This is a genomic window from Bradyrhizobium sp. SZCCHNR1093 (assembly GCF_032381175.1).
Lineage (GTDB): Bacteria > Pseudomonadota > Alphaproteobacteria > Rhizobiales > Xanthobacteraceae > Bradyrhizobium.
On the sequence record NZ_JAUHJJ010000009.1, the window covers coordinates 40,301 to 66,335 of the forward strand.

The 26,035-nt window shown below is 64.3% G+C and carries 32 protein-coding genes and 1 riboswitch; of the genes, 16 read left to right on the forward strand and 16 right to left on the reverse strand.

Going from position 1 to position 26,035, the window contains the following annotated elements; all coding sequences use genetic code 11:
• Genes cobW through QX070_RS24710 form a run of 3 tightly spaced genes read right to left on the reverse strand, consistent with a single transcriptional unit; the run spans position 1 to position 2,089 of the window.
• A complete protein-coding gene (gene cobW, locus QX070_RS24700; RefSeq protein ID WP_315739768.1) occupies positions 1-1,038 on the reverse strand; it encodes a cobalamin biosynthesis protein CobW in 1,038 nt (345 codons plus the stop codon).
• A gap of 19 nt (positions 1,039-1,057) precedes the next feature.
• Positions 1,058-1,453: a DUF1636 domain-containing protein gene (locus QX070_RS24705; RefSeq protein WP_315739769.1), complete on the reverse strand. Its 396-nt coding sequence runs from the start codon at positions 1,451-1,453 to the stop codon at positions 1,058-1,060.
• A 3-nt stretch (positions 1,454-1,456) separates the two neighbouring features.
• The gene (locus tag QX070_RS24710; RefSeq protein WP_315739770.1) at positions 1,457-2,089 is read right to left on the reverse strand and encodes a HupE/UreJ family protein; all 633 of its coding nucleotides are present in this window, start codon (positions 2,087-2,089) and stop codon (positions 1,457-1,459) included.
• Between the two features lie 118 nt (positions 2,090-2,207).
• Positions 2,208-2,401: riboswitch (cobalamin riboswitch) on the reverse strand.
• A gap of 35 nt (positions 2,402-2,436) precedes the next feature.
• On the opposite strand from QX070_RS24710, the gene cobU reads away from it, so the two are divergent.
• The 3 genes from cobU to QX070_RS24725 are packed head-to-tail and all read left to right on the forward strand — an operon-like array spanning position 2,437 to position 5,096.
• A complete protein-coding gene (gene cobU, locus QX070_RS24715) occupies positions 2,437-2,973 on the forward strand; it encodes a bifunctional adenosylcobinamide kinase/adenosylcobinamide-phosphate guanylyltransferase (RefSeq protein ID WP_315739771.1) in 537 nt (178 codons plus the stop codon).
• Between the two features lie 16 nt (positions 2,974-2,989).
• Complete coding sequence (cobO, locus tag QX070_RS24720) at positions 2,990-3,598, forward strand: cob(I)yrinic acid a,c-diamide adenosyltransferase (RefSeq protein ID WP_315739772.1); 609 nt, start codon at positions 2,990-2,992, stop codon at positions 3,596-3,598.
• Between the two features lie 4 nt (positions 3,599-3,602).
• Positions 3,603-5,096: a cobyric acid synthase gene (locus QX070_RS24725; protein ID WP_315739773.1), complete on the forward strand. Its 1,494-nt coding sequence runs from the start codon at positions 3,603-3,605 to the stop codon at positions 5,094-5,096.
• Here the strand turns inward: QX070_RS24725 and cbiB are convergent.
• Entirely contained in the window at positions 5,083-6,054 is a 972-nt protein-coding gene (gene cbiB, locus QX070_RS24730; RefSeq protein WP_315739774.1) for an adenosylcobinamide-phosphate synthase CbiB, read from the reverse strand. The genes QX070_RS24725 and cbiB overlap by 14 nt on opposite strands.
• A 32-nt stretch (positions 6,055-6,086) precedes the next feature.
• On the opposite strand from cbiB, the gene cobD reads away from it, so the two are divergent.
• Positions 6,087-7,118 carry a threonine-phosphate decarboxylase CobD gene (cobD, locus tag QX070_RS24735; RefSeq protein WP_315739775.1) on the forward strand — a complete coding sequence of 344 codons (1,032 nt, stop codon included), beginning with the start codon at positions 6,087-6,089 and terminating at the stop codon, positions 7,116-7,118.
• On the opposite strand, the gene cobS is transcribed toward cobD, so the two are convergent.
• From cobS to cobT, 3 genes are read right to left on the reverse strand one after another with little or no spacing between them, the layout of a single operon-like run.
• Entirely contained in the window at positions 7,115-7,834 is a 720-nt protein-coding gene (cobS, locus tag QX070_RS24740; RefSeq protein ID WP_315739776.1) for an adenosylcobinamide-GDP ribazoletransferase, read from the reverse strand. The genes cobD and cobS overlap by 4 nt on opposite strands.
• The gene (locus QX070_RS24745; RefSeq protein ID WP_315739777.1) at positions 7,831-8,424 is read right to left on the reverse strand and encodes a histidine phosphatase family protein; all 594 of its coding nucleotides are present in this window, start codon (positions 8,422-8,424) and stop codon (positions 7,831-7,833) included. The genes cobS and QX070_RS24745 overlap by 4 nt, the downstream gene beginning before the upstream one ends.
• Positions 8,424-9,479: a nicotinate-nucleotide--dimethylbenzimidazole phosphoribosyltransferase gene (cobT, locus tag QX070_RS24750; protein ID WP_315739928.1), complete on the reverse strand. Its 1,056-nt coding sequence runs from the start codon at positions 9,477-9,479 to the stop codon at positions 8,424-8,426. Before cobT ends, QX070_RS24745 begins: the two co-directional genes overlap by 1 nt.
• A gap of 143 nt (positions 9,480-9,622) precedes the next feature.
• Here cobT and QX070_RS24755 point away from each other — a divergent pair, with 143 nt between their 5' ends.
• Positions 9,623-11,980, forward strand: a complete 2,358-nt coding sequence (locus tag QX070_RS24755) for an Orn/Lys/Arg decarboxylase N-terminal domain-containing protein (protein WP_315739779.1) — start codon at positions 9,623-9,625, stop codon at positions 11,978-11,980.
• An 8-nt stretch (positions 11,981-11,988) separates the two neighbouring features.
• Positions 11,989-12,561 (forward strand): GNAT family N-acetyltransferase, encoded by a 573-nt coding sequence (locus tag QX070_RS24760; RefSeq protein WP_315739781.1) that lies wholly within the window; start codon positions 11,989-11,991, stop codon positions 12,559-12,561.
• An 8-nt stretch (positions 12,562-12,569) separates the two neighbouring features.
• Here the strand turns inward: QX070_RS24760 and QX070_RS24765 are convergent, their stop codons facing one another.
• The 3 genes from QX070_RS24765 to QX070_RS24775 all read right to left on the reverse strand — a co-directional run bounded on the left by QX070_RS24765 (position 12,570) and on the right by QX070_RS24775 (position 14,263).
• Positions 12,570-12,782: a hypothetical protein gene (locus QX070_RS24765; RefSeq protein ID WP_315739782.1), complete on the reverse strand. Its 213-nt coding sequence runs from the start codon at positions 12,780-12,782 to the stop codon at positions 12,570-12,572.
• A gap of 269 nt (positions 12,783-13,051) precedes the next feature.
• The gene (locus QX070_RS24770; RefSeq protein ID WP_315739783.1) at positions 13,052-13,180 is read right to left on the reverse strand and encodes a hypothetical protein; all 129 of its coding nucleotides are present in this window, start codon (positions 13,178-13,180) and stop codon (positions 13,052-13,054) included.
• Between the two features lie 33 nt (positions 13,181-13,213).
• The gene (locus QX070_RS24775; protein WP_315739784.1) at positions 13,214-14,263 is read right to left on the reverse strand and encodes a hydroxyacid dehydrogenase; all 1,050 of its coding nucleotides are present in this window, start codon (positions 14,261-14,263) and stop codon (positions 13,214-13,216) included.
• A 159-nt stretch (positions 14,264-14,422) separates the two neighbouring features.
• Between QX070_RS24775 and QX070_RS24780 the strand changes: the two genes are divergently transcribed.
• The 3 genes from QX070_RS24780 (at position 14,423) to QX070_RS24790 (ending at position 16,054) form a co-directional block, all read left to right on the forward strand.
• Complete coding sequence (locus QX070_RS24780) at positions 14,423-14,974, forward strand: thiamine pyrophosphate-binding protein (protein ID WP_315739785.1); 552 nt, start codon at positions 14,423-14,425, stop codon at positions 14,972-14,974.
• A complete protein-coding gene (locus QX070_RS24785) occupies positions 14,971-15,570 on the forward strand; it encodes a thiamine pyrophosphate-dependent enzyme (protein WP_315739786.1) in 600 nt (199 codons plus the stop codon). The genes QX070_RS24780 and QX070_RS24785 overlap by 4 nt, the downstream gene beginning before the upstream one ends.
• Positions 15,571-15,700: 130 nt before the next feature.
• On the forward strand, positions 15,701-16,054 hold the full coding sequence (locus QX070_RS24790) for a VanZ family protein (protein ID WP_315739787.1): 354 nt from the start codon (positions 15,701-15,703) through the stop codon (positions 16,052-16,054).
• A 52-nt stretch (positions 16,055-16,106) separates the two neighbouring features.
• On the opposite strand, the gene QX070_RS24795 is transcribed toward QX070_RS24790, so the two are convergent.
• Positions 16,107-16,496, reverse strand: a complete 390-nt coding sequence (locus QX070_RS24795; protein WP_315718467.1) for a DUF1236 domain-containing protein — start codon at positions 16,494-16,496, stop codon at positions 16,107-16,109.
• 27 nt (positions 16,497-16,523) lie between these two features.
• Between QX070_RS24795 and QX070_RS24800 the strand changes: the two genes are divergently transcribed.
• The gene (locus QX070_RS24800) at positions 16,524-16,859 is read left to right on the forward strand and encodes a hypothetical protein (protein WP_315739788.1); all 336 of its coding nucleotides are present in this window, start codon (positions 16,524-16,526) and stop codon (positions 16,857-16,859) included.
• Positions 16,860-16,943: 84 nt separating this feature from the next.
• Here QX070_RS24800 and QX070_RS24805 read toward each other — a convergent pair whose 3' ends face one another.
• Positions 16,944-17,507, reverse strand: a complete 564-nt coding sequence (locus QX070_RS24805; protein ID WP_315739789.1) for a hypothetical protein — start codon at positions 17,505-17,507, stop codon at positions 16,944-16,946.
• Here QX070_RS24805 and QX070_RS24810 point away from each other — a divergent pair.
• Both QX070_RS24810 and QX070_RS24815 read left to right on the forward strand, forming a co-directional pair.
• A complete protein-coding gene (locus QX070_RS24810; RefSeq protein ID WP_315739790.1) occupies positions 17,470-17,934 on the forward strand; it encodes a hypothetical protein in 465 nt (154 codons plus the stop codon). The two genes, QX070_RS24805 and QX070_RS24810, sit on opposite strands and share 38 nt — an antisense overlap.
• A gap of 336 nt (positions 17,935-18,270) precedes the next feature.
• Positions 18,271-18,705, forward strand: coding sequence for a hypothetical protein (locus tag QX070_RS24815; protein ID WP_315739791.1), 435 nt, complete (start codon positions 18,271-18,273; stop codon positions 18,703-18,705).
• Between the two features lie 284 nt (positions 18,706-18,989).
• On the opposite strand, the gene QX070_RS24820 is transcribed toward QX070_RS24815, so the two are convergent.
• Complete coding sequence (locus QX070_RS24820; protein ID WP_315739792.1) at positions 18,990-19,964, reverse strand: hypothetical protein; 975 nt, start codon at positions 19,962-19,964, stop codon at positions 18,990-18,992.
• Between the two features lie 362 nt (positions 19,965-20,326).
• Between QX070_RS24820 and QX070_RS24825 the strand changes: the two genes are divergently transcribed.
• The 3 genes from QX070_RS24825 (at position 20,327) to QX070_RS24835 (ending at position 23,345) form a co-directional block, all read left to right on the forward strand.
• A complete protein-coding gene (locus tag QX070_RS24825; RefSeq protein WP_315739793.1) occupies positions 20,327-20,749 on the forward strand; it encodes a hypothetical protein in 423 nt (140 codons plus the stop codon).
• Positions 20,750-21,065: 316 nt separating this feature from the next.
• Entirely contained in the window at positions 21,066-21,695 is a 630-nt protein-coding gene (locus QX070_RS24830) for a DUF4304 domain-containing protein (protein WP_315739794.1), read from the forward strand.
• A 246-nt stretch (positions 21,696-21,941) separates the two neighbouring features.
• The gene (locus QX070_RS24835) at positions 21,942-23,345 is read left to right on the forward strand and encodes an ABC transporter substrate-binding protein (protein WP_315739795.1); all 1,404 of its coding nucleotides are present in this window, start codon (positions 21,942-21,944) and stop codon (positions 23,343-23,345) included.
• 171 nt (positions 23,346-23,516) lie between these two features.
• Here the strand turns inward: QX070_RS24835 and arr are convergent, their stop codons facing one another.
• Together arr and QX070_RS24845 are read right to left on the reverse strand one after the other, a co-directional pair.
• Positions 23,517-23,930, reverse strand: a complete 414-nt coding sequence (gene arr, locus QX070_RS24840; RefSeq protein WP_315739796.1) for an NAD(+)--rifampin ADP-ribosyltransferase — start codon at positions 23,928-23,930, stop codon at positions 23,517-23,519.
• A 122-nt stretch (positions 23,931-24,052) separates the two neighbouring features.
• Positions 24,053-24,685, reverse strand: a complete 633-nt coding sequence (locus QX070_RS24845; protein ID WP_315739797.1) for a glutathione S-transferase family protein — start codon at positions 24,683-24,685, stop codon at positions 24,053-24,055.
• 346 nt (positions 24,686-25,031) lie between these two features.
• Between QX070_RS24845 and QX070_RS24850 the strand changes: the two genes are divergently transcribed.
• Complete coding sequence (locus tag QX070_RS24850; protein WP_315739798.1) at positions 25,032-25,298, forward strand: hypothetical protein; 267 nt, start codon at positions 25,032-25,034, stop codon at positions 25,296-25,298.
• 226 nt (positions 25,299-25,524) lie between these two features.
• Here the strand turns inward: QX070_RS24850 and QX070_RS24855 are convergent, their stop codons facing one another.
• Complete coding sequence (locus QX070_RS24855) at positions 25,525-25,995, reverse strand: GNAT family N-acetyltransferase (protein WP_315739799.1); 471 nt, start codon at positions 25,993-25,995, stop codon at positions 25,525-25,527.
• Between the last annotated feature and the right edge of the window lie 40 nt (positions 25,996-26,035).

Here is a 26,035-nt window from a genome sequence, read left to right on the forward strand (position 1 = left end):
CTATCCTGTGATCAGGCTCTGGATGGCGGCGGCATCGAGGCCGCGCTCGCCGATGATCACCAGCCGCCCCTGCCGCGATTCGCCGGATCGCCACGGGCGCTCGAACTGATGCTGGATGCGGTTGCCGACGGCCTGCACCAGGAGGCGCAGCGGCTTGCCGGCGACTTCCACGAACCCCTTCACGCGCAATACGTCATGCGCGTCGACGGCGGCCGCGATGCGGTCGACGAGCGCATCGGGCGAAGCCTGCGCCGGAACGTCGAGCACGAAACTCTCGAAATCGTCGTGGTCGTGCTCGGCCTCGTTGTCGTGATGTGACGGTCGGGCCGCGAGATCGTCCTCCGCTGCGGCACCGAGCCCGAGCAGAATTGAAGCCGACAGCCTGCCGTGCTCCGTCGCGATCACCTTGACGGCACGCTGCACCTTCGCCGTGATCTCGGCCGCGACATCCTTGCGCTGCTCCTCGCTCATCAGGTCGCTCTTGTTCATCACGACGAGATCGGCGCACAGCAGCTGGTCCTCATAGACCTCCTCCAGCGGGTTGTCGTGATCGAGCGAAGCATCACTGGCGCGCTGCGCGGCGAGCGCGTCGGGATCGTCGGCGAAACGGCCGGCGACCACCGCCGGGCCGTCGATGACCGCCACCACACCGTCGACGGTGGCGCGCGTCGCGATCTCCGGCCAGTTGAAGGCCTGCACCAGCGGCTTCGGCAGCGCGAGCCCCGAGGTCTCGATCACGATATGCTCGGGCGGCTCCTTCTGATCCAGCAGGCTCCTGAGCGCCGGCACGAAATCATCGGCAACGGTGCAGCACAGGCAGCCGTTCGACAGCTCGACGATGCGATCCTCCGGACAGTCCGGCACGCCGCAGCCTTTCAGGATGTCGCCGTCGATGCCGACATCGCCGAACTCGTTGACGATGATGGCGAGCCGGCGGCCATTCGCGGTCTCGATCAGGTTGCGCACCAGCGTGGTCTTGCCGGCGCCGAGGAAACCGGTGACGATGGTGCAAGGCGTCTTGGCGAACGACTTCGTCATGGCGATACGATCTCTCGTTTCAGCGTGGTGCTGACAGCGCGGGAACGCGCGCAACGGTGTTCTTGCGGATGTATTCGGGACGCTCGCGCCAGGCCGGCAGGCCGGCGTCATGGCGCTGATGCAGCTGCGCGAATGTCAGCACATCCTGAACATGCAGATCCGGATCGAGCGCGCCGAGCACGTAGGTCCATTTGCCCGGCGCCGTCACTGCAACCGTGCACGCACGATTGCAGTTGGACAGGCACTCGACGCCGACCACGGCGACACCGGCGCGCTGCGCGGTCGGCAACGTCTCGATCGCGGCGAGCAGACGGGCTCCGGCCCGCGGCTGATCAGGCGGCGTAGGTTCCGTCGCCTGCGAACGGCAGGTGACGCAGACGAACAGCGTCGTCTCACCAGTCTCCGATGCGGTCATCAATCAGCCGATCACGCCGGCCGCCGTCGCCGCGGCGACCCCACCCACCAGCACGATGGCAGCGCCCGCGAGCCGCAGCGCCAGCGGCGCAGCCGCCTTGGCCTTCGCCGACAGCAGCCTGGTGCCGAGGAACGCGCCGGCGGCGATGAGGGTCTGGATCACGAGCAGACCGACGAGATAGGCCCCGAGCGGGGTGTTCTCTGCCCCAACGATCGATTCACCCAGCGCATATCCATGGACGAGGCCGGTCACGGCGAACAGGCCGGCGACGGGCAGCACGCCGAAACCGCCACGCATCACCACCACCAGCCCAACCACGACGGTGGTCAGGCCGACCAGCAGCTCGGCAGCCGGGATGTTGGCCTTGGCCACATGAAGGCCGACGCCCGCGATCATCGCTGTGGTGAAGGCGAGCACCGGCGCGAAGCCGCGGCCCAGAAGCGCTGCAACGATGCCCGCACCGACGATGGCGGCCAGATGGTCGATTCCGATCACAGGATGGCCGAGGCCGGACAGCAGGCCCTGCGCAAACGTCTGCGGCAGTTTGCCATCCATCATGTGATGCGCGAAGGCGGGATCGGCGGCGAGCAGCACCAGGCTCGCGGCTGCAAAGGTCGTGGTACGGGTCAACTTCATGGCCGTCTCCGTCGCTTGCCGGCTCCCCAGAGGACCGGACGATGCGCTGCATCCGACGGCATCCCGCCCATCCCGGCGGGATCAGAACCAGCATCGCGACTCCCCGCGCGACGGGTCGGCCAACAGCAATGTCGACGGCAGGTCTCCTGGCTCTCGGGTCACCGCATGAAGCCACCTTCCCGGTTTCCCAGTGGTGCTTTGGCCTCACACTCGCCGATTACAGTTGCGGGGGCAGCCACGGCCTTGGGTCAAGAACCCGCACCGTGTTCCCTAAATCTCTCCTTTCGGAGAACCGTCATCTGTTAGATACGGGTCGCGCCAAAGCCCGTCAATCGGAATCGTCCCCCATGGTCCCCGCCCGCCCGCATCCCGCCCTGCCGCGCCTCACCCTGGTGCTCGGCGGCGCGCGCTCCGGCAAGAGCCGCCATGCAGAGGCGCTCGTGACCGCCCTTCCCGCACCTTGGACCTATGTTGCGACCGCGCAGGCGTTCGACGATGAGATGAAGGACCGAATCGCGCAGCACAAAGCGCGCCGCACCGAGGGATGGCAGACGTTGGAGACCACGCATGATCTTGCAGGCCTGGTCCGTGCACGGGCAAATTCGAGCGCGCCGATGCTGATCGATTGCCTGACGCTGTGGCTCAGCAATGTGATGCTCGCCGACATGAACGTTCCGGCACGATGCGCCGAGCTGATCGAGGCGTTCAGGGACGCGCCTGGCCCCATCGTGGCCGTGTCCAACGAAGTCGGACTCGGCATCGTGCCGGACAATGCGCTTGCCCGCGCCTTCCGTGATGCGCAGGGGCGACTGAACCAGGACGTCGCGGCCTTAGCGGATCGCGTGATCCTGATGGCGGCCGGCCTGCCGCTGACATTGAAGTAACGGGAAGGACATGCCGATGACCGAAAGCGCCGACGATTCACGCCACAAGGCGAAGATGGAGAACCGCAAGGCGGTGCAGGATGCCGAGGTCGCCTCGAAGACCGTCGAAAAGGGCCTGCTGATCGTTCACACCGGCAAGGGCAAGGGCAAATCGACGGCGGCCTGGGGCCTGATGCTGCGCGCACTCGGCCGCGGTTTTCGCATCGGCGTCGTGCAGTTCGGCAAGGGCGCGTGGGAAACCGGCGAGCGCAAGGCGATCGAGCGGTTCGGCGACCAGGTGTCGTGGCACACGCTCGGCGAAGGCTTTACGTGGGAGACGCAAGATCGCGCGCGCGACATCGCCGCGGCCGAACGTGCCTGGGCGAAGGCAAAGGAGCTGATGGCGGATCCGTCGATCCGGTTGCTCGTCCTCGATGAGCTCAACATCGCGCTGCGCTATGATCACCTTGATATCGCAGACGTCGTCGCCACGCTCGCAGGGCGCCGTCCCGATCTGCACGTCGTCGTCACCGGGCGCAACGCCAAGCCGGAGCTGATCGAGGCCGCCGATCTCGTCACCGAGATGAACCTCGTGAAGCATCACTTCGCAGCCGGCGTGAAGGCGCAGGAAGGCATCGAGTACTAGGCTCATGAGCGCGCGCGCCATCATGTTCCAGGGCACCGGCTCCGACGTCGGCAAATCGCTGATCGTCGCGGGGCTCGCGCGCGCGCTGACATTGCGCGGCCTCAAGGTGGCGCCGTTCAAGCCGCAGAACATGTCGAACAACGCCGCCGTCACCGCTGATGGCGGCGAGATCGGCCGTGCCCAGGCGCTGCAGGCGCGCGCGGCGCGGCGGCCGACGACCGTGCACATGAACCCGGTGCTGCTGAAGCCGCAGAGTGAGATCGGGTCGCAGGTCGTGGTCCAGGGTCGCGTCATCGGCAACGCCAAGGCATCCGCCTATCAGGCGATGAAGCCGCAACTGATGGCGGCCGTGCTCGACAGCTTTCACCACCTCGCCGCTGAGGCCGACATCGTGCTGGTGGAAGGCGCAGGCTCGGCGTCCGAGATCAACCTGCGCGCCGGCGACATCGCCAACATGGGCTTCGCACAGGCCACCCAGATCCCGGTGGTGCTGATCGGCGACATCGACCGCGGCGGCGTCATTGCCAGCCTGGTCGGCACCAAGACGGTGGTCGCACCCGACGATGCCGCGCGCGTGGCGGGTTTCCTCGTCAACAAGTTCCGCGGCGACCCCGCCTTGTTTGCATCGGGCATGAACGAGATCGCGCAGCGGACGGGGTGGACGTCGCTCGGGCTCATTCCGTATTTCTCGGATGCGTGCCGTCTGCCTGCGGAGGATGTGCTCGGCCTCGCTGAACGCGGATCGTCCGGAGGACACCGACCGAAGGTCGTCATCCTCGCCTACCCGCGCATCTCCAATTTCGACGAGTTCGATCCGTTGCGGCTGGAAGATGGAATCGATCTGCAGTTTTTGCGGCCTGGCACGCCGATCCCCGGCGACGCATCGATCGTGATCCTGCCGGGCTCGAAGGCCACGATTGCCGATCTCGCCGCCTTGCGTGAAGTCGGCTGGGACATCGATCTTATCGCGCATCTGCGCCGCGGCGGCCGCGTGCTCGGCATCTGCGGCGGCTATCAGATGCTGGGGCGTGTGATCAGCGATCCCGATGGGCACGAGGGCACGCCCGAGTCCGTCGCGGGACTTGGCCTGCTCGACGTCGAAACGACATTGACCGATGACAAGGCGTTGCGCGAGGTCCAGGGCACGCTGACGCACGATAAGCTCTCGTTCCGCGGCTACGAGATGCACATCGGCCACACGGAGGGACGGGCGACACAGCGCCCCTTCCTGACCTTCTCCGATGGCCGGCGCGATGGCGCCATCGCGCCTGATGGCCTGGTAGCCGGCTGCTACGTGCATGGCCTGTTCGCCGACGACGGCCTGCGCAGCCATTGGCTGCGCAGCCTCGGCGCGACGACCAGCGGCCTCTCCTATGAGATCGATGTGGACACGACGTTGGATGCACTCGCGGCGCATCTCGAGCGCTACGTTGACGTGGACCGTATCCTTGCATTGGCGAGCAAGCCCGCGCCGCCCGTGGCGGCTACAGGATCCTGACCAGGACGAGTCCTGCGACGACCAGGGCCTGAACCAGACAGGCCAGCCGATACAGCCGCAAGGCCTGCCGGATGTCGGACGCGTCGAGATCGGCGCGCCCGTCGCCCATCCAGGCATCGGTGACCAGATGGCCGTGATAGACGCGCGGCCCCGCCAGGCTCAGTCCGAGCGCACCGGCCATCGCCGCTTCCGGCCAGCCGGCATTGGGCGAACGATGCTTCGACGCATCACGTGCAACGGCTCGCAGCGCGGCCGGGGCCGAGGCGCTCGGGATGCAGGCCGCAGCGGCTGCAATCCACAGCGCAGACAGGCGCGAGGCCGGCAGGTTGACGAGATCGTCGAGCCGCGCTGCCGCCCAGCCAAACGCGCGGTGACGGTCCGAGAGATGACCGATCATGCTGTCGGCGGTGTTGAGAGCCTTGTAGATCAGGATGCCCGGCAGCCCGCCGACGACGAGCCAGAACACGGGCGCGACGACGCCATCGGAGAAATTCTCAGCCAGGCTCTCGATCGCGGCCCGCGCAACGCCGGCTTCATCCAGCCGCTCGGGATCGCGGCCGACGATCATCGCTACGGCTCTGCGGCCGCCTTCGAGCCCCTCCTGCTCCAGTCCCTCCGCGACCGCTGCGACATGCGTGTCGAGACTGCGCTGGGCCAGCAGGCTGCTTGCCGCCACACCAAGGATGATCGTTGCGGCCGGCTCGCCCACGACCGCCTGCGTGACCCATGCTGCGGCGAGGCCGACGGTCATCATGCCGGCCACGAGCAGACAGACGAGCCCGACGCCGCGGGCTCGTCGCGCGGCAAAGCCGTCTCCTGCCCCGTTCCAGCGGCGGTCCCCCCATGCTATCAGCGCGCCCATCCACATCACGGGATGGCCGATCCGCTGCACCAGGACCTGGGGATAACCGACCGCCGCCTCGATGAGCAGCGCCGTGAGCGCGAGAGAGACGAACATCGATCTCCGCTGAAGGAGCTGAAGGAAAAGACATGGACGACAGAGCGACTAGCACGCGCGCGAACCAGCCGGAAGCGATCCTTCATGGCGGCGATCTCGCTGCGATCAGCCGTCGCTACCCGGACGCGCCGCGGCCGTGGATCGATCTGTCGACCGGCATCAATCCCGTAGCCTACCCGGTGCCGACCATCCCGCCCGCAAGTTGGGCGCGTTTGCCGGCCCAAGCCGAAGACGACGCGCTACACACAGCGGCCGCTGCGCGCTATGGCGTGGCGCAGCCCGAGATGATCGTTGCCGCGCCCGGCACGCAGGCGCTGTTGCAGATCCTGCCGCGGCTGCGCCCACGCTCGAGGGTTGCCGTGCTCGCCCCGACCTACGAGGAGCATGCGCTGTGCTGGCGCCGCTGTGGGCATCGCGTCGGTCTGGTCGATGATGTCGATGCGCTCGCCGATGCTGATGTTGCCGTCGTCGTGAATCCCAACAATCCCACCGGCCGCCTGCTGCCCCGCGATGTGCTGGTCGGATTGGCCGCGACCTTGCGCCGGCGCGACGGCCTGCTGATCGTCGACGAAGCATTCATCGATCTTTGTCCCGCCGACGCCAGCCTCGCAGCCGACCTGCCGCCGGCGACGATCGTGCTGCGCTCGTTCGGCAAGACCTACGGCCTTGCCGGCGTCCGCCTCGGTTTCGCGATCGGCTCCGCTGACGTCGTCCGCCGACTCCGCGACGAGCTCGGGCCTTGGGCCGTATCCGGACCTGCGCTCGCGATCGGAACGACGGCCTTGGCCGACGCTGCTTGGCTGGAGCAGACACGCGCGCGGCTGGCGAACGACTGTCAGCGCATCGACGATCTTCTGAGCAAGGCCGGCTGCGCGGTCATCGGCGGCACGCCGCTGTTCAGGCTGATCACATCGCCGAACGCGCCTGACATCGCCGAGCGGCTCGCCCGGCACGGCATCCACGTCCGGCGCTTTCCGGCTCAGCCGAGCTGGCTGCGCTTCGGCCTGCCGGGCAATGCGTCCGAGTGGCACCGGCTGGCGCCGGCGCTCGGCGATGCCTTCTAACCGAGCACGCAGGCGGCAAGCAGCAGCGTTTCCGTGACCTCGATGCTGGCGCCATGGCAATCGCCGGTGATGCCGCCGAGCCGCCATTGCCAGTAGAACGCGACCGCCGGAACGAGACCAATCGCAACCAGCGTCGGTACCGCGCCGGCGAGCGCACCGATCGCGAGTCCGCCGCCCCAGGCGACGATGACGTTCCAGCCGACGCTGTTGGAGATGCTCGCCCCCAGCCCCGGCTTCAGCGAAAGCAGCGTCTTGTTGCACACCAGCGTTCCCCAGCGCGCCCAGGCCGGGATCAGCACGAGCGCCCAGGCCGTCGGCCCCGTCGCCAGCTCGGCGATCAGCACCAGCTTCGCGGCGATCTGCAGGGATATCGCGACGACAGCGAAGCTGCCGGCGTGGGGATCGCCAAGCACGGCGATGAAGCGCTCCGGCTTGCCATGCGAGGCGCCGAACGCATCGGCGACGTCGCCGAGCCCATCGAGATGCAGCGCGCCGGTGATCCCGATCCAGGCGACCAGCACGGTCAGCGCGACGATCCACGGATCGGCATCATGAAAAAGGCGGGCGACCAGCGCCAGACAGGCGCCAATCACCAGTCCGGCTGCCGGAAACCAGACCGACGCCCGCGCCAGATCGTCCGGTCGTAACTCAGCGACCCGCGGTGTCGGCAGCCGTGTCAGGAATTGCAATGCGATCCAGAATTCACGAAGCATCATGGCTGGATGATCTCGACGATTTCGCCCCAAGGTACACCATCATCGCCCTGCCCGGCTTCGAGCGTGATCCGCGTACCAGGGCGAATGCGTAAGCTCCACAGCTGGTGCAGCGGCCAGCCGAGCAGATGCGAGAGCGCTGCGCGTATGGCGCCGCCATGGGTCACCACGAGAACCGGCGCAGGCTCGGGCCGGACAAGGATACGATGTGTCGCGCGCGCCACTCGCGCCTGCAAATCGGACCAGCTCTCACCGCCCGGCACCCGGACCTCAGCATCGGCATGGAAGGTGTCGAGCAAGGCTTCGCCTCCGGGCTCCGCGGCGATGTCGCGATGCGTCCGCCCGTCCCAGCGTCCGAAATCGAGCTCGCTCCAATCCGCATCGATGTCCAGCGCACAGTTGGTCTGCCGGGCATAATCCTCCGCTGCCGCACGTGCGCGCGCCAACGGCGAGCTGACGACGCTGTGCCAGATCAGGCTCCGCGTCTGCCGCCGGAATTGATCCCAGCCGAGGTCGCTGAGCGGCGGGTCGGTACGGCCGTCGAGATAGCCGTCCCGTCCTGTCGTCCCGTGCCGCAGCAGATCGATCCGCATCAGGACTTGGCTCCCGAGACGGCGGCCTCCGCAAAGGTGGCCATGCCCCCGTGGAGCACACAGGCCAGCCGGATGATCGGCAGCGCAGTGGCGGCGCCCGAGGCCTCGCCAAGCCGCAGATCGAGGTCGATCAGCGGACGGGCACCGAGCGCGTCGAGCACGATGGCGTGGCCGCGCTCGGCCGAGCGATGCGAGAACAGCAGCCACGGACGGCAGGAGGGATTGAGGCGGACGGCGACCAGCGCCGCGACAGAGACGATGAAGCCGTCGACCAGCACCGGCCAGCGCCGCTGCGCGGCGGCGACGATCGCGCCGGCCATCGCAATGATCTCGAAGCCGCCGACGGCAGCCAGGACGTCCGCGACGGCCGCTCCCGCCGTGAGCCCGTATCGCCCCAACGCATCGGCAATCACCGCAGCCTTCCTGGCCCGTCCGTCGGCGTCGAGCCCGGTGCCGCTGCCGACGATGTCCGCGGGCGCGCATGACAGCAGCGCGGCGGCAATCGCTGCCGCCGATGTCGTGTTGCCGATCCCCATCTCGCCGAAGATCACGAGTTGCGGCGCGTGATCGTCCTGCCGCACCACCGCGCGCCGTCCGGCTTCGGCCGCGAACGCAACCTCCTCCAGCGTCAGCGCCGCCTCGGTGCTGAAGTCGCGCGTGCCGCGCCGCGGCTTGTCGACGACCACGCCGGGCACCGGCTCGCTCGCCAGCGTGCCGACGTCGACCACCTCCAGCGGACAGCCGAGGCTGCGCGACAGCACCGAAATCGCCGCACCGCCGCGGGCGAAGTTGTGAAGCATCTGGACCGTGACTTCGGGCGGATAGGCCGAGACCCCGCGCGCCGCGATGCCGTGGTCGCCTGCGAACAGCACCACCGGCACCCGGTCGGCCCCTGGACGTTCCGACGCCTGCAGCGCGGCCAGATCGACCGCCACCTGCTCCAACCGCCCAAGGGCGCCAAACGGCTTGGTCAACTGGGCCTGGCGTTCCAGCGCTGCCTGCCGATGGAGCTCGGACGGGGCCACACAATCAAGGCTGATCCATTCGGGAAGCACCACGGATCCTTTCAGCATCACTCGGGTTCGGGACGATTGCCACTGCGAGGCGACCGAGACAAGCTCCGTGAGGCGCCCTATTGTCATCGAAGCGTCATCGAACGTGACGACAGGTGGCTGCCCACCCAGCCCGAAAGACTGTCATGGAATACTTCCGCCGCTTCACCTTCCTGTTCGCCGCGCCCGTGTTCGAGACCGACGACCTTGCGGGGCTCCGCTTCAACCAGATCATCGAGGAGATCCAGCGCTCGGGCTTCGAGGTGGTGCGCGCCCGCAAGCTGGAGGACGCCGAGATCGCCGTGCAGACGGATGCCGCGATCGGCTGCATGGTCGTCGATTGGGGCAAGAAGGGCCTGGAAGGCAAGACGGCGTCGCTGATCAACCTGATGCGCCGTCGCGGACTGGACTTCCCGATCATCCTCCTGATCCGCCGCAAGCGGTTCGAGGATCTGCCGGTCGAGGTGCTCGACTTCATCGACGGATACGTCTTCCTGTCGGAGGAGACTCCAGCCTTCATCGCCAAGAACCTGGTCAGCCGGCTGAAGCAATATGCCGAGACACTGAAGACGCCATTCTTCGGCGCGCTGGTCGACTATGCCGAGGAAGGCAACCAGCTCTGGACCTGCCCCGGGCACAATGGCGGCGTGTTCTATAGCCGCAGCCCGATCGGCCGGGTCTTCGTCGAGCATCTCGGCGAGGCCGTGTTCCGCGACGATCTCGACAATTCCGTGCTCGATCTCGGCGATCTCCTGACCCATGAGGGGCCGGCGCTGCGCGCGCAGAAGGAAGCCGCGCAGATCTTCGGCGCCGAGAAGACCTATTTCGTCCTCAACGGTACCTCGACCTCCAACAAGGTCGTGCTCGGGGCCCTGGTCACCGACGGCGACCTCGTGCTGTTCGATCGCAACAACCACAAGGCCGCTCATCACGGCGCACTGCTGATTTCGGGCGGCGTCCCGATCTACATCCCAACGGTTCGCAACCCCTGGGGCCTGATCGGCCCGATGCGCTGGGATCTGCTGGACGAAGAGCATCTGCGACAGCAGATCCGCGACAACCCGCTGGTCAAGGACCCCGACGCCTGGCGCAAGGAGCGGCCGTTCCGCGTCGCGGTGGTCGAGGAGTGCACCTATGACGGCACGATCCACAGCGCCGAGATGATCCTGAAGCGGATCGGGCATCTCTGCGACTACATCATGTTCGACGAGGCCTGGGCGGGCTTCATGAAATTCCACCCGCTCTACGCCGGCCGCTTCGCCATGGGCCTCGGCGAGCTCGGACCCGACGCCCCCGGCATCATCGCCACGCAATCGACCCACAAGCAGCTCGCGAGCTTCTCCCAGGCCTCGCAGATCCACGTCAAGGACCGCCACATCAAGGGCCAGCGGCGGCGGGTCGAGCATCGCCGCTTCAACGAAAGCTTCATGCAGCACGCCTCGACCTCGCCGTTCTATCCGCTGTTCGCCTCGCTGGACGTCGGCGCGCAGATGATGAAGGGCCGCTCCGGCGAGGTGCTGTGGGACGACACGATCCGACTCGGAATCGAATTGCGCAAGAAGATCAGGACGATGCGCCGGGAATTCGAGGAGAAGGAGAAGGATCCGGCGCGGCGCTGGTTCTTCGAGCCGTTCGTGCCGGACCGGGTGTCGATCCCCGATGCGGCCAATCCCGGGGCTAGCCATGACGTGGCCTGGGAGGCGATTTCGACCGACCAGCTCGCGACCGATACCGCGCTGTGGCAGCTCACGCCGGGCGCGGCCTGGCACGGCTTTCCGGATCTCGCCCCCGGCTTCGCAATGACCGATCCGAACAAGCTGACCCTGCTGACCCCGGGCTTCGATCGCGCCACCGGCGGCTATGCCGATCACGGCATCCCGGCTCCGATCGTCGCGCAATATCTGCGCGAGAACCGCATCGTGGCGGAGAAGAACGATCTCAACTCGCTACTGTTCCTGCTGACGCCGGGGGTCGAGGCGAGCAAGGCGGGAACCCTGATCAGCGGCCTGGTCGCCTTCAAGCGGCTCCACGATGACAACGTGCTTCTGGAGGACGCCATTCCGGAGTTCACCCGCAAGCGCTTTGCGCGTTACGGCAAGCTGCGGCTGCGCGACCTCTGCGCCGAGATGCACCGCTTCTACCGCGAAGCCGAGGTGAGCGCGCTGCAGGCGAAACAGTTTCAGCCGCAGCACATGCCGGAGATCGCGATGTCGCCACGCGAGGCGGCGCGTGCGCTGATGCGCAACGAGGTCGACTACCTGCCGATCGATCGCATCTCCGACCGCATTGCGACGACCCCCTTCGTGGTCTATCCGCCGGGCATCGCCACCATCGTTCCGGGCGAGCGGCTATCCGACCGCGCCAAGCCGATGATCGATTACCTCAAGATGTTCGAGCGGGCGTTCAACACCTATCCCGGCTTCGACGTCGAGATCCAGGGGCTGTACAAGGAGATCGACGAAGCTGGCCGGATCCGGCTCCATACCTATGTCTGCGCAGAGTAATTCGAACCATGGACAGCGCGATCACGGCTCGCGACACCGAGCCGCCGGTCCTCGTCAGGCCATCACGCGACGAGGATGTCGAGGCCATGCTCTCGATCTACCGGCGGCATGTCCGCCGCGGGGTCGAGGACAGCGCCGCCGGTTCCGGGGCGCCCGAGCCGGACGACCTCAAGCAGCGGCGCAAGAATCTGCGAAATCATCGGCTGCCACATCTTGTCGCGACATTCCGCGGCGAAGTCGTGGGCTATGCCTATGTCGTCTTGTTCAGGAAGCGGCCGGCCTACCGGTTCGCGGTCAAGCATTCGATCTATGTCCACCATGAGCATCTCGGCCGTGGTGTCGGCGGGCTGCTGATGCAGGCGCTGATCGATGCATCCGCCGCGGCCGGATATCGCCAGATGATCGGCTATATCGACGCCGATAATGTCGCCTCGCTCGGCATTCATGAGCGCTTCGGGTTCGTCAGGGTGGGGCTGCTGCCGGGAGTAGCCTACCGTTTCGGCCGCTGGTGCGACACAGTGATGGTGCAGCGCTCGCTTGGCCCCGGAGCCAGCGACGCACCGGCTGGGATGGACCGCTGAGCCGCAGGTCAGGACGGAAAGTCGGCCGCCTTCACCTCAATGCGGTCGGCATGCAGCGACCAGTCGCGCACCTCCTGCTGTTTACAGAACCTGGACTTTGCGATTTCTGCGGCTTCGCCTTCGCTGTCGGCCTCAACCTCCAACGTGCTCTGGCATATCTCGCACTGGCGGCCATTCTCGCCCAGCACGTCCTTCATGAAATGGATGACATAGCGCGACATGCAACCTCCTGCCTCTCACGCAGTGCTCGAAGGTGATGTTACCGCGCTTCTCCTCCCGCTGTTCACCGATATCAAGCGGCCGATGCAAATATTTGACGCAGCGGTGGAACCGGCGCTCAGGCGCCCACCGAAGGCAGGCTCGCGGCGGCGATCGCGACGAACTCCGAGACGGCGCGACGGACGCGGCCGTGGGTCGACTTCAGGATGGCGTTCAACCGGCGCATCGGACCAATTTCCCTTCCGCGCCGAGCGAAAAACGTGGCCTAAGCTCATGGCGCCCCTGGAAAAATGATCAGCCACCACTGGGCTGTCGAGACGGCTCCGAAAATAGCAATGTCCGCTTCGCCGAAGCCGCCCTGGAGAGAAGATTTATTGCTGCGTCGCAGCTTGCGACGCATGAAATCTTCTCCCCGCAATCTCTTCTCTTCTGGCTACGAGGGCGTCACTCCGAACGCCTCGCGGAAACGAGCGCTGTAGCGCGGCCAGGCCTCGGGGTTGATCAGGCGCGGCGGACGCCCGCCGTCAAGCGCGTCGAGCAGCTGCTCGGCTGCGATCCGACCCATGTTCTGTCGCGCCTCCCGCGTCACGCCGGCGGTGTGCGGGCTCGCCAGCACGTTGTCGAGCTGCAGCAGCGGATGGTCCGGCGGCGGCGGCTCCTTGGCCCAGACGTCGAGCCCGGCGCCGGCGATGCGCTTTTCGCTGAGCGCGGCGAACAGCGCCTCCTCGTCATGGATGAAGCCGCGGGCGGTGGTGACGAAATAGGCGCTAGGCTGCATCAGCGCGAACTCGCGGGCACCGATCATGCCGCGGCTTTCCTTCGTCAGCGGGCAGTTGATCGAGACGAAATCTGAGCGCCGCATCAGGTCATCGAGTTCCACCTTCTCCGCGCCGCGTGCGGCGATCTCATCGGACGAGAGATACGGATCATAGGCCAGCACCGTCATGCCGAGGATGCCGCGGCACAGCTCGGCCACCCGGCGGCCGACATTGCCAAGCCCGACGATGCCGATCGTCCGCCCCTGCACCTCGTTGCCGATCAGATCGTTGCGGTTGACGTCGCGCTCCCGGCGCAGCCGGCGGTCGGACTGGATGATGCGCTTCGACAGGGTCAGCATCATGCCGAGCGTGTGCTCCGCCACCGAATGGGCGTTGCCGCCGGACTGATTCACGACGAGGACGCCGGCTTCGGTGCAGGCGTCGACGTCGACCGGGTCGTATCCGGCCCCGTTGCTGGACACGACGAGGAGGTTTGGGGCGCGGCGCAGCAGGTCTGCATCGACGTGGAAGCGCGGCGCGAGCTCGTCGCGGGCCGCCCCGATCTGGTAGGCGTGAGCCGCCGCGAGGATCGCCGCCGTCTCGGCCTCGGAGCTCTCGTTCTCCAGCCGGTCGAGCCGGACGTCGGGGCGCGCGGCGAGCAGCTCGCTGAAGATCGGGTGGGCCAGGTATTTGACGTAGAAGACGCGCTTGGAATTCGCGGCCATGAACAGCCGACCTCCTGGCTTCTTGGTTCTTGATTTCGGACTTGAAAGGCGGATGCCTGACCGGCCGGGCCGGCATGTTGACAATCGTTCCGGTGCCGTCAAGCTCAGCGCCAAGCCCCGTGCGCCGGGCCCCCATCAGGAACGACCGGAGGAACAGCAATGGCCGCCGATGCCGATGCGGCGCGATCAGCAACCGCTGTGCCGAATTGGCACGAGATCGTGCTGCAGACGTTCAAGCACAACGCCGTCGACCTCATCCCCTACGTTCCCGACCGGGTGCTGACGCCGCTGATCCAGAACCTGCACGACGATCCGTTCTTCACGACCTTTGCGACGGCGCGCGAGGAGGAAGCGGTCGGCATTCTCGCTGGGGCCTGGATGGGCGGCCGGCGCGGCGCGCTGTTGATGCAGACCTCGGGCTTCGCCACGCTCGCCAACGTGCTGGCCTCGCTGATCGTGCCCTGCCAGATCCCGCTGATCATGATCGTGTCCGAGCGCGGCACGCTGGGCGAGTTCAATGTCGGCCAGGCGCTGGTGTGCCGGACCATGCGGCCGGTGCTCGATGCACTGGCCATGGAGCACCACACCATGACGCGGCTCGACGAGCTCGAATTCGTCGTCGACCGCTCGATCAAGCAGGCGGTGGCGACCCAGGCGCCGGTGGCGCTCATCCTCTCGCCTTTGCTCACCGGCGGAAAGGTGTTCGCATGAGCGCCCCTCACAGCAACACCAAGATCATGAACCGCTACGACCTCACCTGCCGTCTGGTCGCGAAGCTCAAGCACGAGGAAGCCGTCATCGGCGGCATCGGCAACACCAATTTCGACCTGTGGGCCGCCGGCCAGCGGCCGCAGAATTTCTACATGCTCGGCAGCATGGGGCTGGCCTGCCCGATCGCGCTCGGCGTCGCGCTGGCGCAGCCGCAACGCCGGGTGTTCGCGCTCGAGGGCGACGGCTCGCTGCTGATGCAACTGGGCTGCCTGACCACGATTGCCACGCTGGCGCCGAAGAATTTGGCCATCATCGTCATGGACAACGGCATCTACCAGATCACCGGCAGCCAGCCGACCTCGGCCCGGCAGGCCGACATTGTCGCCATTGCCGCCGGCTGCGGCATCGGCGCCAGCCATTGGGCCGCAGACGAGGAAGATTTCGAACGCTTGATCGCTCTTGCGCTCGAGTCGCCCGGCCCGGTGCTGATTGCGGCGAAGATCGACGACAAGCCCGGTATGGGCGCCACCAGGCGCGATCCGGCACAGATCCGCGAGCGCTTCATGCAGGGTCTGGGAGTCCGGCAGCCGATCTGAGGCGCCGGACGAAAGCTGTTCGCGGTACGATGAGAAGGCCATGTTCCGGCTTCCGAGCCACGTTAACTAAACCGGTGCCTCAAGCGACCGTGACCCCGGTTCGTGGCCCGGAACGTGCTAAGCAGCGTCCATGATGATCGTCATTCGCCTCTCGGCCTGGCTGCTCGCCGCAGCCGTTGCCTTCGCAACGCTGGGCCCGCCCAACTATAGGCCACATTCGCACCTGGGACAGGACGGCGAACACGCCCTCGCCTTCATCCTGATCGGCCTTGCCTTCGGCCTCGCCTATCGCAGTCATCGGCTGCTGACCACCGGGATTGCGGTGATCCTGATCGGTGCACTCGAACTCTCGCAGTTCCTGGCGCCGGGACGCCACGCGCGGCTGGAAGACTTCATCGTCGACGCCGCGGCCGCCTGCCTCGGATTCGGCCTCTCCGCGGCCATCGACTGGCTCATCCGACAGATCCGCACGCAGACCGCATGACGAGAGGCCCCGCCGCTGATGCGACGAGGCCCCTGTCCGTCAGAACGTCAGATCACTCGATGATCTTGATGACGCGGCGCGTGCGCGGATCGACGATCACGCGGCGATCGTTCACGACGGCGTAGCGATACTCGGTGTAGCGCGGCACCGGGCGCAGCTCGACGGTGGCGGGCAGCGGCTCGCCGACCACGACGCGCTCATGGACGACCACCGACGGCGCGCGCTCGGCCTCGATCGAGTTGATCACCGCGTTCGGAATTTCCAGGCCCGCACCGACGGCGGCGCCGACCGTGCCACCCACCATGGCGCCGACCGGACCGGCAACGGCGCCGCCGGCCGCAGCGCCGTTGGCAGCACCTTCGACGGTCGTGGACTGTGCGAACGCAGCGGTCGACGCCAGCAGCGAGGTGGCGATCAGCGAAACGGCAAGACGGGTTCTCATCATTGTCTCTCCTCCAGTGCTTTCGAGATGCCGATCAACACCAAGGGATCGCCTGCAGTTCCGGTTCCAAATGGCCGAAACTTCATCATGCCACCGGAACCAAACCTCGAACTCTTCACCATCGTCGGAGATGATGGAGAGATTGCTCAGTCGCTATCCACGTTTCAAACAACCACGCGCAGGTTCGCACTCTCGCGGCTGATCACGCCCGAGTCCCGCGATCGACGGCCCTTCGATGAATCGAGAGGGCGCAGGGAATGCCGGGTGAAGGCCTCACCCATGGCCCGCCTGCTGAAAAAAATGCAGGCGGCAGGTACCACAGGTTCAGCCGATCAACCGGCATTCCCTGCGCGGCAGTCTTAACGCTTCTTTCGCGCTCTCCTCGGGGACCGGCTGATTGACCCCGTCGCCCGCGCGAGGGCATGAGCCCTCGTCGCGCGCTTGACCTCAGCACCGGGAGGCCAGGACCACACGACTTCGCGTCCGTGCTGCGTCGTTCGTCCACATACGCGTAAGCGCATGCTGCGACATCTCACGGCCACCGCATCCCTGCCTCACGTGTCGTGACGATCGCGCGCAACGCCCCTCTCGGCGAGACAGGATGCACGCATCATGCACGATTTCTGAAAAATGGAAAGCGATTTCTTGGCTGCGCAGCGATGTGCGCGAGATCAGCTTGATTTCATGGACGAATTCGATTCGTCCGATGCGGCGTGCCGTAGCCCTGGCGGCGCGCGTTTCAACCACGTGCGTACAAAGTGCCCAGACTGATTTGCCCGACGAGCGCGCAACCCTTGTTCTTCGGATCGCTTCTGGCCCGTCACGACCTTCCCGGTCGATGGCGGCGATGTCTGCGCTGGAGGCCACATCGAAGCTAATCGTGGAATGGCCGGCAGACAGCTCTTGACCAAAGCGGAACCGGCAGCCGTTATTGCGCAAGGCGATGGAGTTCGGTCGATCGGATGATGGACAGATGAAGCTGGTGAAGGTGACGCTGGTCGCGGCGTTCATGCTTGGGAGCATGCAACCGAGTGATGCTGCCGTGCGCATCGTTTTTGATCAGGGCGGACGGATCGGAAACTATGTCGACAGGTTCAAACTTTTGCGCGACTTCGGCGCGTCCGTCATCATCGACGGCGTCTGCGCCGGCGCCTGCACGCTCGTGCTGGCGTACATTCCCCACGACAGCATCTGCGTGACCCCGAGAGCCGTATTCGGCTTCAGGGTCGCGGACAATCCTGGGCCCGATGGGAAGGCTATTCCCAACCCTGAAGCCACGCAGATGCTCTATGATCGTTACCCAGCCGCGGTCAGGCAATGGATTACGCGGCACGGCGGCATGACCGCGCGCACGATCTACCTTCGCGGCCGGCAACTCCAGGCGCTATATCGGCCCTGCTCCACCGATGTCGAAGGTGGACGCGGCCAGCCACGGTAGCCAAGGCCAACGGATGGTGTTGCGCCGGGGTCACCATGACGAGGTGACCCCGCAGCGGCCGGGCTCGAGGCCACTTGAGAGTTGTTTGGTTCAAATGCAGTCTCTGAAGCCGAGCCGCTCTAGAATTGCTAGAGCGCTGTAAACGCGCCGGTGATCTTGACGGCTTTACGCCTCAACGGCAGCTTGCGCTTTATCGGCGATACTACGGGCTCACCTCGTCAGGCTGCCATGTCTGCTTTTGACCCACAGCCGACTTGATCAGAATTGAACCGAACGCTTAATCGGGCAGCAACTCTAGCACACTAATCACTGTCCGCATGACCCTGGTAACCGCACATGCCTCATGAACTGCTGAGCGGCATTCTCGGAAGCCTCGCAGCAGAGGTCGCTTCTAAGATTGCTCCTGCGCGACAGGGTGGCGAATTTGCCGAAATTCCGCCTGAAACACTCCAGCGGCGGAACCGCCGGCTATATCGTTGCCTGTTGGCTAGTGGCTGCTTGGGGTTTGCCGCTCCGTTGTTGGCTCTTGCTATAGGGAGTGAGGACGCACCTTGGCGCAATGCTTGGTTAACCGGGGTTATTTTCGGCCTGCCATTTCTGATCATGCTGATCTTCTTGGCGCTCGTCTGGGCGACACGAGGCAGCAATAGGACAATGGAGCTTCTGTTCTACTTCGAGAGACAACAGCGGACTCACATCTACGTTCTCTACCTGTACGCCGTGCCGCTCGCGGTGTTGGGACTCACATCCTCGGTACTGGTGTGGCTTTAAGCACCGCTAACGAGATTGCATTGAAGTAGAAGCATCTCGTTGCTGAAGTACTTTGCTGGGGTAGAATGTGACCACTTTCCCGGTCAAATGTCCGTCTAGCCAAAAAGGCTGGCAATCGGCATGTCGCCTATTGGCCCTTACCGACGAAATCCGATGTTCGCCTACACGTCTGCTGTGAGGGGTAGATCGGAACCGGCGGGCGTGCGGCCAAATCGACGCTCATGGCCCGAAGCTGACCTCGACACCAACTTGGACTCCCCTGACAACCCGCTCGGTTGATCTCGCTACGAGCGGCGGTGAACCTCGAACGACGCCATCAAGTCAAGGATACGCTGCTGCATCCTCTGCCAATTGGGCACGTCCTCCGGCCGGTGACGGAAATAGAAGTGTCGGCCCTTGTTGATGAAGCGGTGCTGACAGGACTTCGGAACAGCCTCGGACGGCGTGCCGCAGCCTATTATCGTGGTGTTGACGCCATGACCGTCATCATAAGCAAGATAGCCATTTCCGACGTACTCCTTGCCGTCCTTGCCATGCGTGATGGTTTTGGTCTTCACGAGACCAAACTCTCTACTTTGCTCGACAATTTCTCCGCCGGGCGGATCTTTCATTAGACTTAGCATCCATTCGGGGTCCCACGTGACGAAGACCGAGTTGCTGTCAAATTCCACCGGCATCAGACGGCGGTTGAGTGGTTGGAAGTCGGGAGCGGTCGTAGCAAGCAGCAAGCTCGGGCTTGACCCGCCGCTCCACTCTGCTTGCCAGACGGTTGGGATCAGATATGTCTCACCTCCAGAATACCTGATGTAATAGCTGTCCGGCGACATGGGGATCAGTGCCAGCCGCTTACCCACGAAGTCACGCACCTGCAGACATGTAATCGCCGGCCCCCGACCCTCAATCTGCCCGTTTAATACGCCCGGCTCGAAGGCGCGGTGGAGATACGACCAGTGATATAGGCGCGCATTGGTGGGTTCGCCGACAACGAGGATCGCGTGGTGCTGCATGTAGAGCGGACCATCGTGCTCGGCCCTCATTTTAAAGATCGACAGGTCGAACCATACGCGTGCGGGCCGGTAGTCGGAGGCCCCGTCAGAAATCTGGATGCAATACGGCTCAGATCCAGCGATCTCTTCAGCGCCATGAGCTACAAGGAGCGATGTCGCCGCGCCTGCGGCGACAAAGAGCAAGGTCACAACTAGAGCCAGACCAACAAGCATTCGTAGCGAAATCAACTCAATCCCCGCCGTGCCACACATTCTATTTCGACCGGCGATATTGGAATTTGCGCGTGGGGTCGCAGCAAGCGCCGTTTATCGGAAAGTTCGGCAAATGGCCGGTGGTCGCGTGCGGTATTGTACTTGTTCGTCCGCCTCCCAGAGTGAGAAACGTCAGCTTCTGGCCCATAAGCGAAGTGGCGAGCCGCCACTTTGATGTCTGCTCTGGGGCGGTCAGCCGACTGGAATTGCGCAGGTCGAGTGTTTCGCATTTTGACCCGAAGCGGCATCGTGGCAAATTTCGTCTGAGCCGTGCTGGCTCTGGGTGGTCGGGTTTATTACGGTCAAGAATAAAGGGGCGCTGGCCAAGCGCTAATGGCGTGGTTAGGATTGGCGTTTAACCTATGAACTTGGGCTGGATGATGCGCATCTCTTACTATGACATAGAAAGCAAGATAGCGGAGCTGCCGGCATGGTTTCATGATGGAGTTCCTCGCTATCTGCCTTTTGGGCCTCGCAAACTTTCAATCTATAACGATGTGTCCGTGCTCGCTCGCGTCGCCTGCCAAGCGTGCAATAGATCCTTTCTCGTCGGTATTATTCCCAAGTCTCAAGACGTCCAAGAGTTAGCGACCGACTTGGGCGTACTGAACAATCTCTCCGATGATCCGCCATTTCACGATCACCACACCGGGCAGTGCGACGGTTTGGCTATGACGTGGATCCTGCAGGAGTTGGTGGAAGTGTGGGCGCGCAATCCGGGAGGAGATTTCGTGCGTCGACACGAGTTCGAACGCATCCTACCTCCAGACTTTTTCGATAGTTGATCCTGTCTGACGCTACGCCCCTTTCTTGTGAGCGATTTGTGACCATTCTTGCGCATGTCGCCGCATGTCTGCTTCTGACCCGAAGCGGTCCTCTCGTCTCGGCGGGTTGCAAAGCAATTTTCTTGCAGCCGGTGACCGATCCCCGCCAATGCTGTATCCTACGGACCACCAAGCTCGCTTCGATTGGAGGTCATATGCGGCGGCGCGAACTTACTGGTGGTGCGGCCGCTGGCCGGCGGCTTGAAGCATGCGCGCAGCAGCCAAAGATGCCAGTCATCGGCGCAGCTGGGATTGCAATCGAACGTTTGATTGGCTCGTGAGCAATCTCAAAGCGTCCCTGCCAAAAGCCATTCGGAGCCAGTTCGCGCCAACACTCCGGCGGGACGGGTTCTCTGGCACAAGCCAACGCTACTGGCGGCTGGTTGGCGGTCAATGTCAGGTAGTTGAAGTTCAGGGGAGCCGGTATGGCGGAAAGTTCGCCGTCAATATGGGCATTCAGCCGATGTCCATACCACTCCTCTCGGGAGAAGCACCTGAGCCTAAGCGCATGCGCGAAATGGACTGCCTGTTTCGTAGGAGACTTGCGAGGCAGCCGGGTGATCAATGGTGGGACTACGAGCCAAACCAGTTGAGTATGGACGCCGCAGCACGCGACGCATGCGCAATGTATGAGCAGGTCGGCAGAGCTCAACTAGATTTCATGGCGCAGCCCACGTCGCCACTGACCACAGTGACGCCGGAAGCCTTTGCGGGGCAAACCTGCGACTTCAAGGGGTTCGGCAACACGGGCGTTCTGATGGCCTGGGCACTCGGACATATGAGAAAAGCCGCAGGCAAGAACGCGGAGGCGCAAGGGTTCGCACGGTTCGCGCTCGAAAAGATCGGCGATGGGCCAGGGGGGAGCGGATTGAAGGCAAAATTGCGCGACTTGTTAGAGGGGTCATAGAACCGATCTGTTGCAAAGAGACTTGGCGTCCGAGGAGTGTAGGCCTTATAAACGTCACGGTGAGGCAGATGCGCAGACCTGGAGCTATCCTGATTGCGACCGTCGCCACCTCAACCACCTGACCCAAAGCGATCCAGCAAGGCTGTCAACTCTCGCCAGAAGCGGCGGAACATTCCGGGTTGACACCGGTTCGCCCAAGTTCCAGTGCGCTTGGAGCCAACACGCGTTTTCTCAGAGGGTCCGCTGATGTCATCGTCCGATGTGGTCAGGAGTGCTCACGATCGCCGTCAACGACGGTTGCTGATCGTGCTAGCCCTGGGATTTGTCGCCTTTGGCGCCGCTGCGGCCGGCCTGGTCTACGTGTTGCAGCCCGAGACGCTCCGGATCGCCGTCGGACCGGCGGCGAGCGACGACCACAAGGTGGTCCAGGCGATGGCCAACGCCTTCGGTGAGGAAAGCCGGACCGTCCGGCTCTCTCCGATCACGACCGGGGGAGCGGCCGAATCTCTGGCCCTGCTGGCCGCCGACAAGACCGATCTGGCGGTCGGCCGCGGCGACCTCGGCATGCCGCCCGATGCGCAAACACTGGCGGTCCTGCGCAAGAACTATGTCGTGCTGTGGTCGCCCTCCGGGCGACGCGGCAACGAGCCCAAGCAGAAGGCCAGCGGCAAGATCGCAGATATCGCCCATCTGGCAGGTCACAAGGTCGGCATCATCGGGCGGACCGGAGCAAACGTCGCAGTGCTCCAGACCATTCTGGAGGGCTCCGGCGTGCAGCCCGATAAGGTTGCCACGGCTCAATTCGGGACAGACGAGATCGAGAAGCTTGCGCAAGACCCCACCCTCGATGCGTATCTCGCCGTCGGTCCGCTCGACAGCAAGATCACGGTGGACGCGATCACCGCGACCTCCCGGGCACGCGGAGCACCCACGTTTCTTCCGATCGAAGCATCGGAGGCCGTTGCCCTGAAGCATCCGCGCTACGAGGCCGAGGAAATTCCAGCCAGCGTCTTCAACGCGAAACCGGCCTGGCCGGAGGACAAGGTCGACACGATCAGCGTCAATCACCTGATCCTGGCCAAGAAGGGGCTCTCCGAAGCCAAGGCGGCGGCCTTCTACCGGCAGCTTTTCGCGGTCCGCGACACGATCACGCAAGGCCTCGCCGGCGCTTCGCACATCATGAAACCCGACACGGAGAAGGAGACCGAGCCTTCCGTGCATCGAGGCGCCGCGGCGGTGATCAACGGCACGGAGCGAACCTTTCTGGACAAGTACAGCGACTACTTCTGGTTCGCCTTGCTCGTTCTTTCCGGCATCGGTTCGGCCGCCGAATGGCTGCGCCGCTATCTGAACCGGGATGAACTGGAGGACAACACCAGCGGCCGCAACCGCATTCTTGCGGCGGTGTCGGAGGTGCGCAATGCCGGCTCGGAACACGATCTGCTGACCTGGCAACGGGAGGTCGACGGGATCATCGCCGAGACCCTCAAGGGCTATGACGATGGAGCCATCGAACAGGAGGACTTGGCGGCATTCGGCCTCGTCCTCGAACTCTTCAACCATGCCGTCGCCGAAAGGCGAGCGACGCTGCAGAGCGGCGCCTCCGATCAATCATGGACGACAGGTCCAACCCTCGCCTCTCGGCGATAGGCTCGGCTCATGAGGAGGAGATTTCGTGAGTCGACACCAGTTCGAACGGACCTTGCCACCGGACTTTTCCGATGTTCTGGACGGAGGACGCCGCGTGGCGAGCGCGTAGCAGCGTCCGCAAACAGCCATCGGGCGCGACGGATCGACGCCAGTGCGATGCCGCCGCGCCGTTCAGTCGATGATGCCCGGCCCTTCGGTCATCGCGCGCGCAACGCCCTCCTTCATCTGCTTCACCACCTCCGGCGCGTGCCCCTGCCACAGGACGACCTCGGCAATGACGCGCAGCGGCGCGCGGGATCGATGAGACCGCGTCGGATTTCCCGGGAACTTCTTGTCCGTCAGGTTCGGGTCGTCGACGAACGGACCGGTGGGCTCGACGACGTAGATCCGTCCCCGTCCGTCACCGGCAGCCAGCTCGGCGCCCCAGATCGCGGCATCCAACGTCGCCGTGAAGTAGACCCACGACAGCGGCTCCGCCTCGGTGAAATTGGAGGCATATCCGACCGCGATCATGTCGCCCGGCCGCAAATCGGCTCGCGTGCCGTGAAAGAAGGATTGTGCAAACACGGTCGCAACAGATGACATCGGTGACCTCGGATGGCGTCTTCAGCGGCCGTCATATGTCGCGGCGCGGCGTCGAATGCAAATGATCGTTTCGTCGGTTGAAGACTCTGTCGGCGAGCTACCCGCCTCTCTCGTTCCGCCACCTAGCTAGTCCACCAGCGCCGCGTGGCCTGGCACGTCTCCAGGGCCCGCTGATAGCCGGCACGGGCGCGCAGCCGCGTCATGTAGGCTTGCACACGATCATCGAACACGACACCGACGTTCTTCCGCGCCATTTCGAGCGCGTAGCCCACGGAAATGTCCGCTGCGGTGAACGCGTCGCCAGCCATGTAGGGCGCGTGCGCCAGTTGCCGCGTCACTAGGCTCAACCGGGTCGTGAACACGTTCATCGCCTGACGCGCGCTCCAGTTGTTGCGCTCGCTTTCAGGCGCAAGGTGCCGGGCTCCCGAAACGAAATAAAGCGAGGCTGCGAGGCCGGCCTCACCGAGGTGGAGAAACTGCTGATAGGCAGGAAAAGCAACATCATGTGCCGCGGGCGCCAGCGCTGTCGGCCCATACCGCCCCAGGATGTACTCCATGATCGCAACGGACTCGACCATCGTAACATCGCCATCGCGGATCGCCGGAATGAATCCGGCGGGATTGATCGCCAGGAACTCGGCGTCGTTCTCGACCCCGGCCAGGAGGTCCACGTCCCGAAGCCGGTATGGGAGTTCCATCTCTTCCAGCAGCCATACGACACGGAAGCCTCTGCCCTCTCCGAACACCGTGATCATCGTTCGCAACCTCCTCCGTTGTCCGCTCCCAGGACGGCCCTCCGTTCGTCAGCCCGACATACGGCCGGAGATTTTCTCAGCGGCTCCTCGAACTCCGGCTTGGCGCAGCACATCGTGATCAGACTCGAAGATGAAAAGACGCACTAAAGATGTCGGCGGCTAGCCCATCCCAAACCGTCCAAACAGGTGGGAGCACAGCCCGCTCTCAGGTCTGAAGCAGAAGCAGGCGACCAAGGCCCTCAATGGCTGCATTTGACCCATTGCGATCATCGCGGACTGCGGGCAAGGAAGGTTGCAGTGAACGAGGCGATGCTCGGACGCCTATCCGCGCGGTAGGGGAAATGAGATGGCGCAAGAAATTATTGCGGCAGCGGGCAATACGGAAGTCCCAGCGTATCTCACGCTTGTTGAACTCGGATATTCGGTCGACCGCCTCGATAAGGGCAGTGAAGAGCACTGGATCGCGAAGAAAGGGACGCTTGAGCTTGTTGCCGATGGCCCGCTAGAACTTCTCGGCCTCTGTCTCTTGAGAAGCGAACGTGGAGCACGCTGGCAGGCAGCCGATAGCGAGATCGACGGGTTCTTGAAACGATTTTACCCGTTGGATAGATGACCGGGATCGCCATCATGTCGTTTAGCGATGTCCGCTTATGTGAAGGGTTTCGGATGCCGGCCGCATGATTGACGGCGCGGCATATTCGGGCGGCCGGCGTCCGAAACCCTCCAAGGGAGGAAACCGCGCATGTTGAGCGGGGTGGCGCGGCAAGCGCTATGGGGATTTGAGCAATCTAAAAGCAGACTTGATCATCTATTCCTTGTCGGCACATCGCCCTCGACCATCATTTCGTCAGCCATCTCTCGAAGTACAAATTGATCGGGTTGGAAACGTAAGCGCCATACGCTGGGCACGGAACGAACCCCTTCGCCCGATAGAGCCTCTGGGCATCGGGAAGAAATTCCGTGGTTTCCAGCCGCAGAACCGGCAGCTTGGCGGTCAGGGCCGCTTCCACGACGCGCGTCAAGAGCCTGCTGCCTATTCCAGTTGCACGAACCTCGGTGACGACATACATGCGCTTCACCTCCCCGGTACCATCCGCGAACACCTGCAGCCCCGCACAGCCAACGGCTTGTCCGGCAATCCGCGCGATAAACATTTGCGTGTCGTCGTGCGCTAGCCGATCAATTGGAGAGCCGTGATTCCTTTCCACCCCGCAGACCTTGTTTAAGAAATCGTCCAGCGCGGTTACGAGGTTAATCAGGTCCTGGGACCTTGCATCGGCCGGCTCAATTTCGATTCTATCGACAGTCATTCTCGTCCCCTTCTTCGAAGAGAGGAGCGCATGACGCCGT

Bases quoted from the DNA above. Each gene is read 5' to 3' on its own strand.
- QX070_RS24790 (WP_315739787.1), top strand. From the start codon at position 15,701: ATGATGATCGTCATTCGCCTCTCGGCCTGGCTGCTCGCCGCAGCCGTT.
- QX070_RS24755 (WP_315739779.1), top strand. From the start codon at position 9,623: ATGGAATACTTCCGCCGCTTCACCTTCCTGTTCGCCGCGCCCGTGTTC.
- arr (WP_315739796.1), bottom strand. From the start codon at position 23,930: ATGTCATCTGTTGCGACCGTGTTTGCACAATCCTTCTTTCACGGCACG.
- cobU (WP_315739771.1), top strand. From the start codon at position 2,437: ATGGTCCCCGCCCGCCCGCATCCCGCCCTGCCGCGCCTCACCCTGGTG.
- QX070_RS24705 (WP_315739769.1), bottom strand. From the start codon at position 1,453: ATGACCGCATCGGAGACTGGTGAGACGACGCTGTTCGTCTGCGTCACC.
- QX070_RS24825 (WP_315739793.1), top strand. From the start codon at position 20,327: ATGAACTTGGGCTGGATGATGCGCATCTCTTACTATGACATAGAAAGC.
- QX070_RS24820 (WP_315739792.1), bottom strand. From the start codon at position 19,964: ATGTGTGGCACGGCGGGGATTGAGTTGATTTCGCTACGAATGCTTGTT.
- cobS (WP_315739776.1), bottom strand. From the start codon at position 7,834: ATGATGCTTCGTGAATTCTGGATCGCATTGCAATTCCTGACACGGCTG.
- QX070_RS24725 (WP_315739773.1), top strand. From the start codon at position 3,603: ATGAGCGCGCGCGCCATCATGTTCCAGGGCACCGGCTCCGACGTCGGC.
- QX070_RS24805 (WP_315739789.1), bottom strand. From the start codon at position 17,507: ATGAACGCCGCGACCAGCGTCACCTTCACCAGCTTCATCTGTCCATCA.
- cobD (WP_315739775.1), top strand. From the start codon at position 6,087: ATGGACGACAGAGCGACTAGCACGCGCGCGAACCAGCCGGAAGCGATC.
- QX070_RS24835 (WP_315739795.1), top strand. From the start codon at position 21,942: ATGTCATCGTCCGATGTGGTCAGGAGTGCTCACGATCGCCGTCAACGA.
- QX070_RS24850 (WP_315739798.1), top strand. From the start codon at position 25,032: ATGGCGCAAGAAATTATTGCGGCAGCGGGCAATACGGAAGTCCCAGCG.
- QX070_RS24800 (WP_315739788.1), top strand. From the start codon at position 16,524: ATGCCGATCAACACCAAGGGATCGCCTGCAGTTCCGGTTCCAAATGGC.
- QX070_RS24765 (WP_315739782.1), bottom strand. From the start codon at position 12,782: ATGTCGCGCTATGTCATCCATTTCATGAAGGACGTGCTGGGCGAGAAT.
- QX070_RS24745 (WP_315739777.1), bottom strand. From the start codon at position 8,424: ATGCGGATCGATCTGCTGCGGCACGGGACGACAGGACGGGACGGCTAT.
- cobW (WP_315739768.1), bottom strand. From the start codon at position 1,038: ATGACGAAGTCGTTCGCCAAGACGCCTTGCACCATCGTCACCGGTTTC.
- QX070_RS24845 (WP_315739797.1), bottom strand. From the start codon at position 24,685: ATGATCACGGTGTTCGGAGAGGGCAGAGGCTTCCGTGTCGTATGGCTG.
- QX070_RS24780 (WP_315739785.1), top strand. From the start codon at position 14,423: ATGGCCGCCGATGCCGATGCGGCGCGATCAGCAACCGCTGTGCCGAAT.
- QX070_RS24855 (WP_315739799.1), bottom strand. From the start codon at position 25,995: ATGACTGTCGATAGAATCGAAATTGAGCCGGCCGATGCAAGGTCCCAG.
- QX070_RS24760 (WP_315739781.1), top strand. From the start codon at position 11,989: ATGGACAGCGCGATCACGGCTCGCGACACCGAGCCGCCGGTCCTCGTC.
- QX070_RS24775 (WP_315739784.1), bottom strand. From the start codon at position 14,263: ATGGCCGCGAATTCCAAGCGCGTCTTCTACGTCAAATACCTGGCCCAC.
- cobO (WP_315739772.1), top strand. From the start codon at position 2,990: ATGACCGAAAGCGCCGACGATTCACGCCACAAGGCGAAGATGGAGAAC.
- QX070_RS24810 (WP_315739790.1), top strand. From the start codon at position 17,470: ATGAAGCTGGTGAAGGTGACGCTGGTCGCGGCGTTCATGCTTGGGAGC.
- QX070_RS24710 (WP_315739770.1), bottom strand. From the start codon at position 2,089: ATGAAGTTGACCCGTACCACGACCTTTGCAGCCGCGAGCCTGGTGCTG.
- cbiB (WP_315739774.1), bottom strand. From the start codon at position 6,054: ATGTTCGTCTCTCTCGCGCTCACGGCGCTGCTCATCGAGGCGGCGGTC.
- QX070_RS24815 (WP_315739791.1), top strand. From the start codon at position 18,271: ATGCCTCATGAACTGCTGAGCGGCATTCTCGGAAGCCTCGCAGCAGAG.
- QX070_RS24795 (WP_315718467.1), bottom strand. From the start codon at position 16,496: ATGAGAACCCGTCTTGCCGTTTCGCTGATCGCCACCTCGCTGCTGGCG.
- QX070_RS24770 (WP_315739783.1), bottom strand. From the start codon at position 13,180: ATGCGTCGCAAGCTGCGACGCAGCAATAAATCTTCTCTCCAGGGCGGC.
- QX070_RS24785 (WP_315739786.1), top strand. From the start codon at position 14,971: ATGAGCGCCCCTCACAGCAACACCAAGATCATGAACCGCTACGACCTC.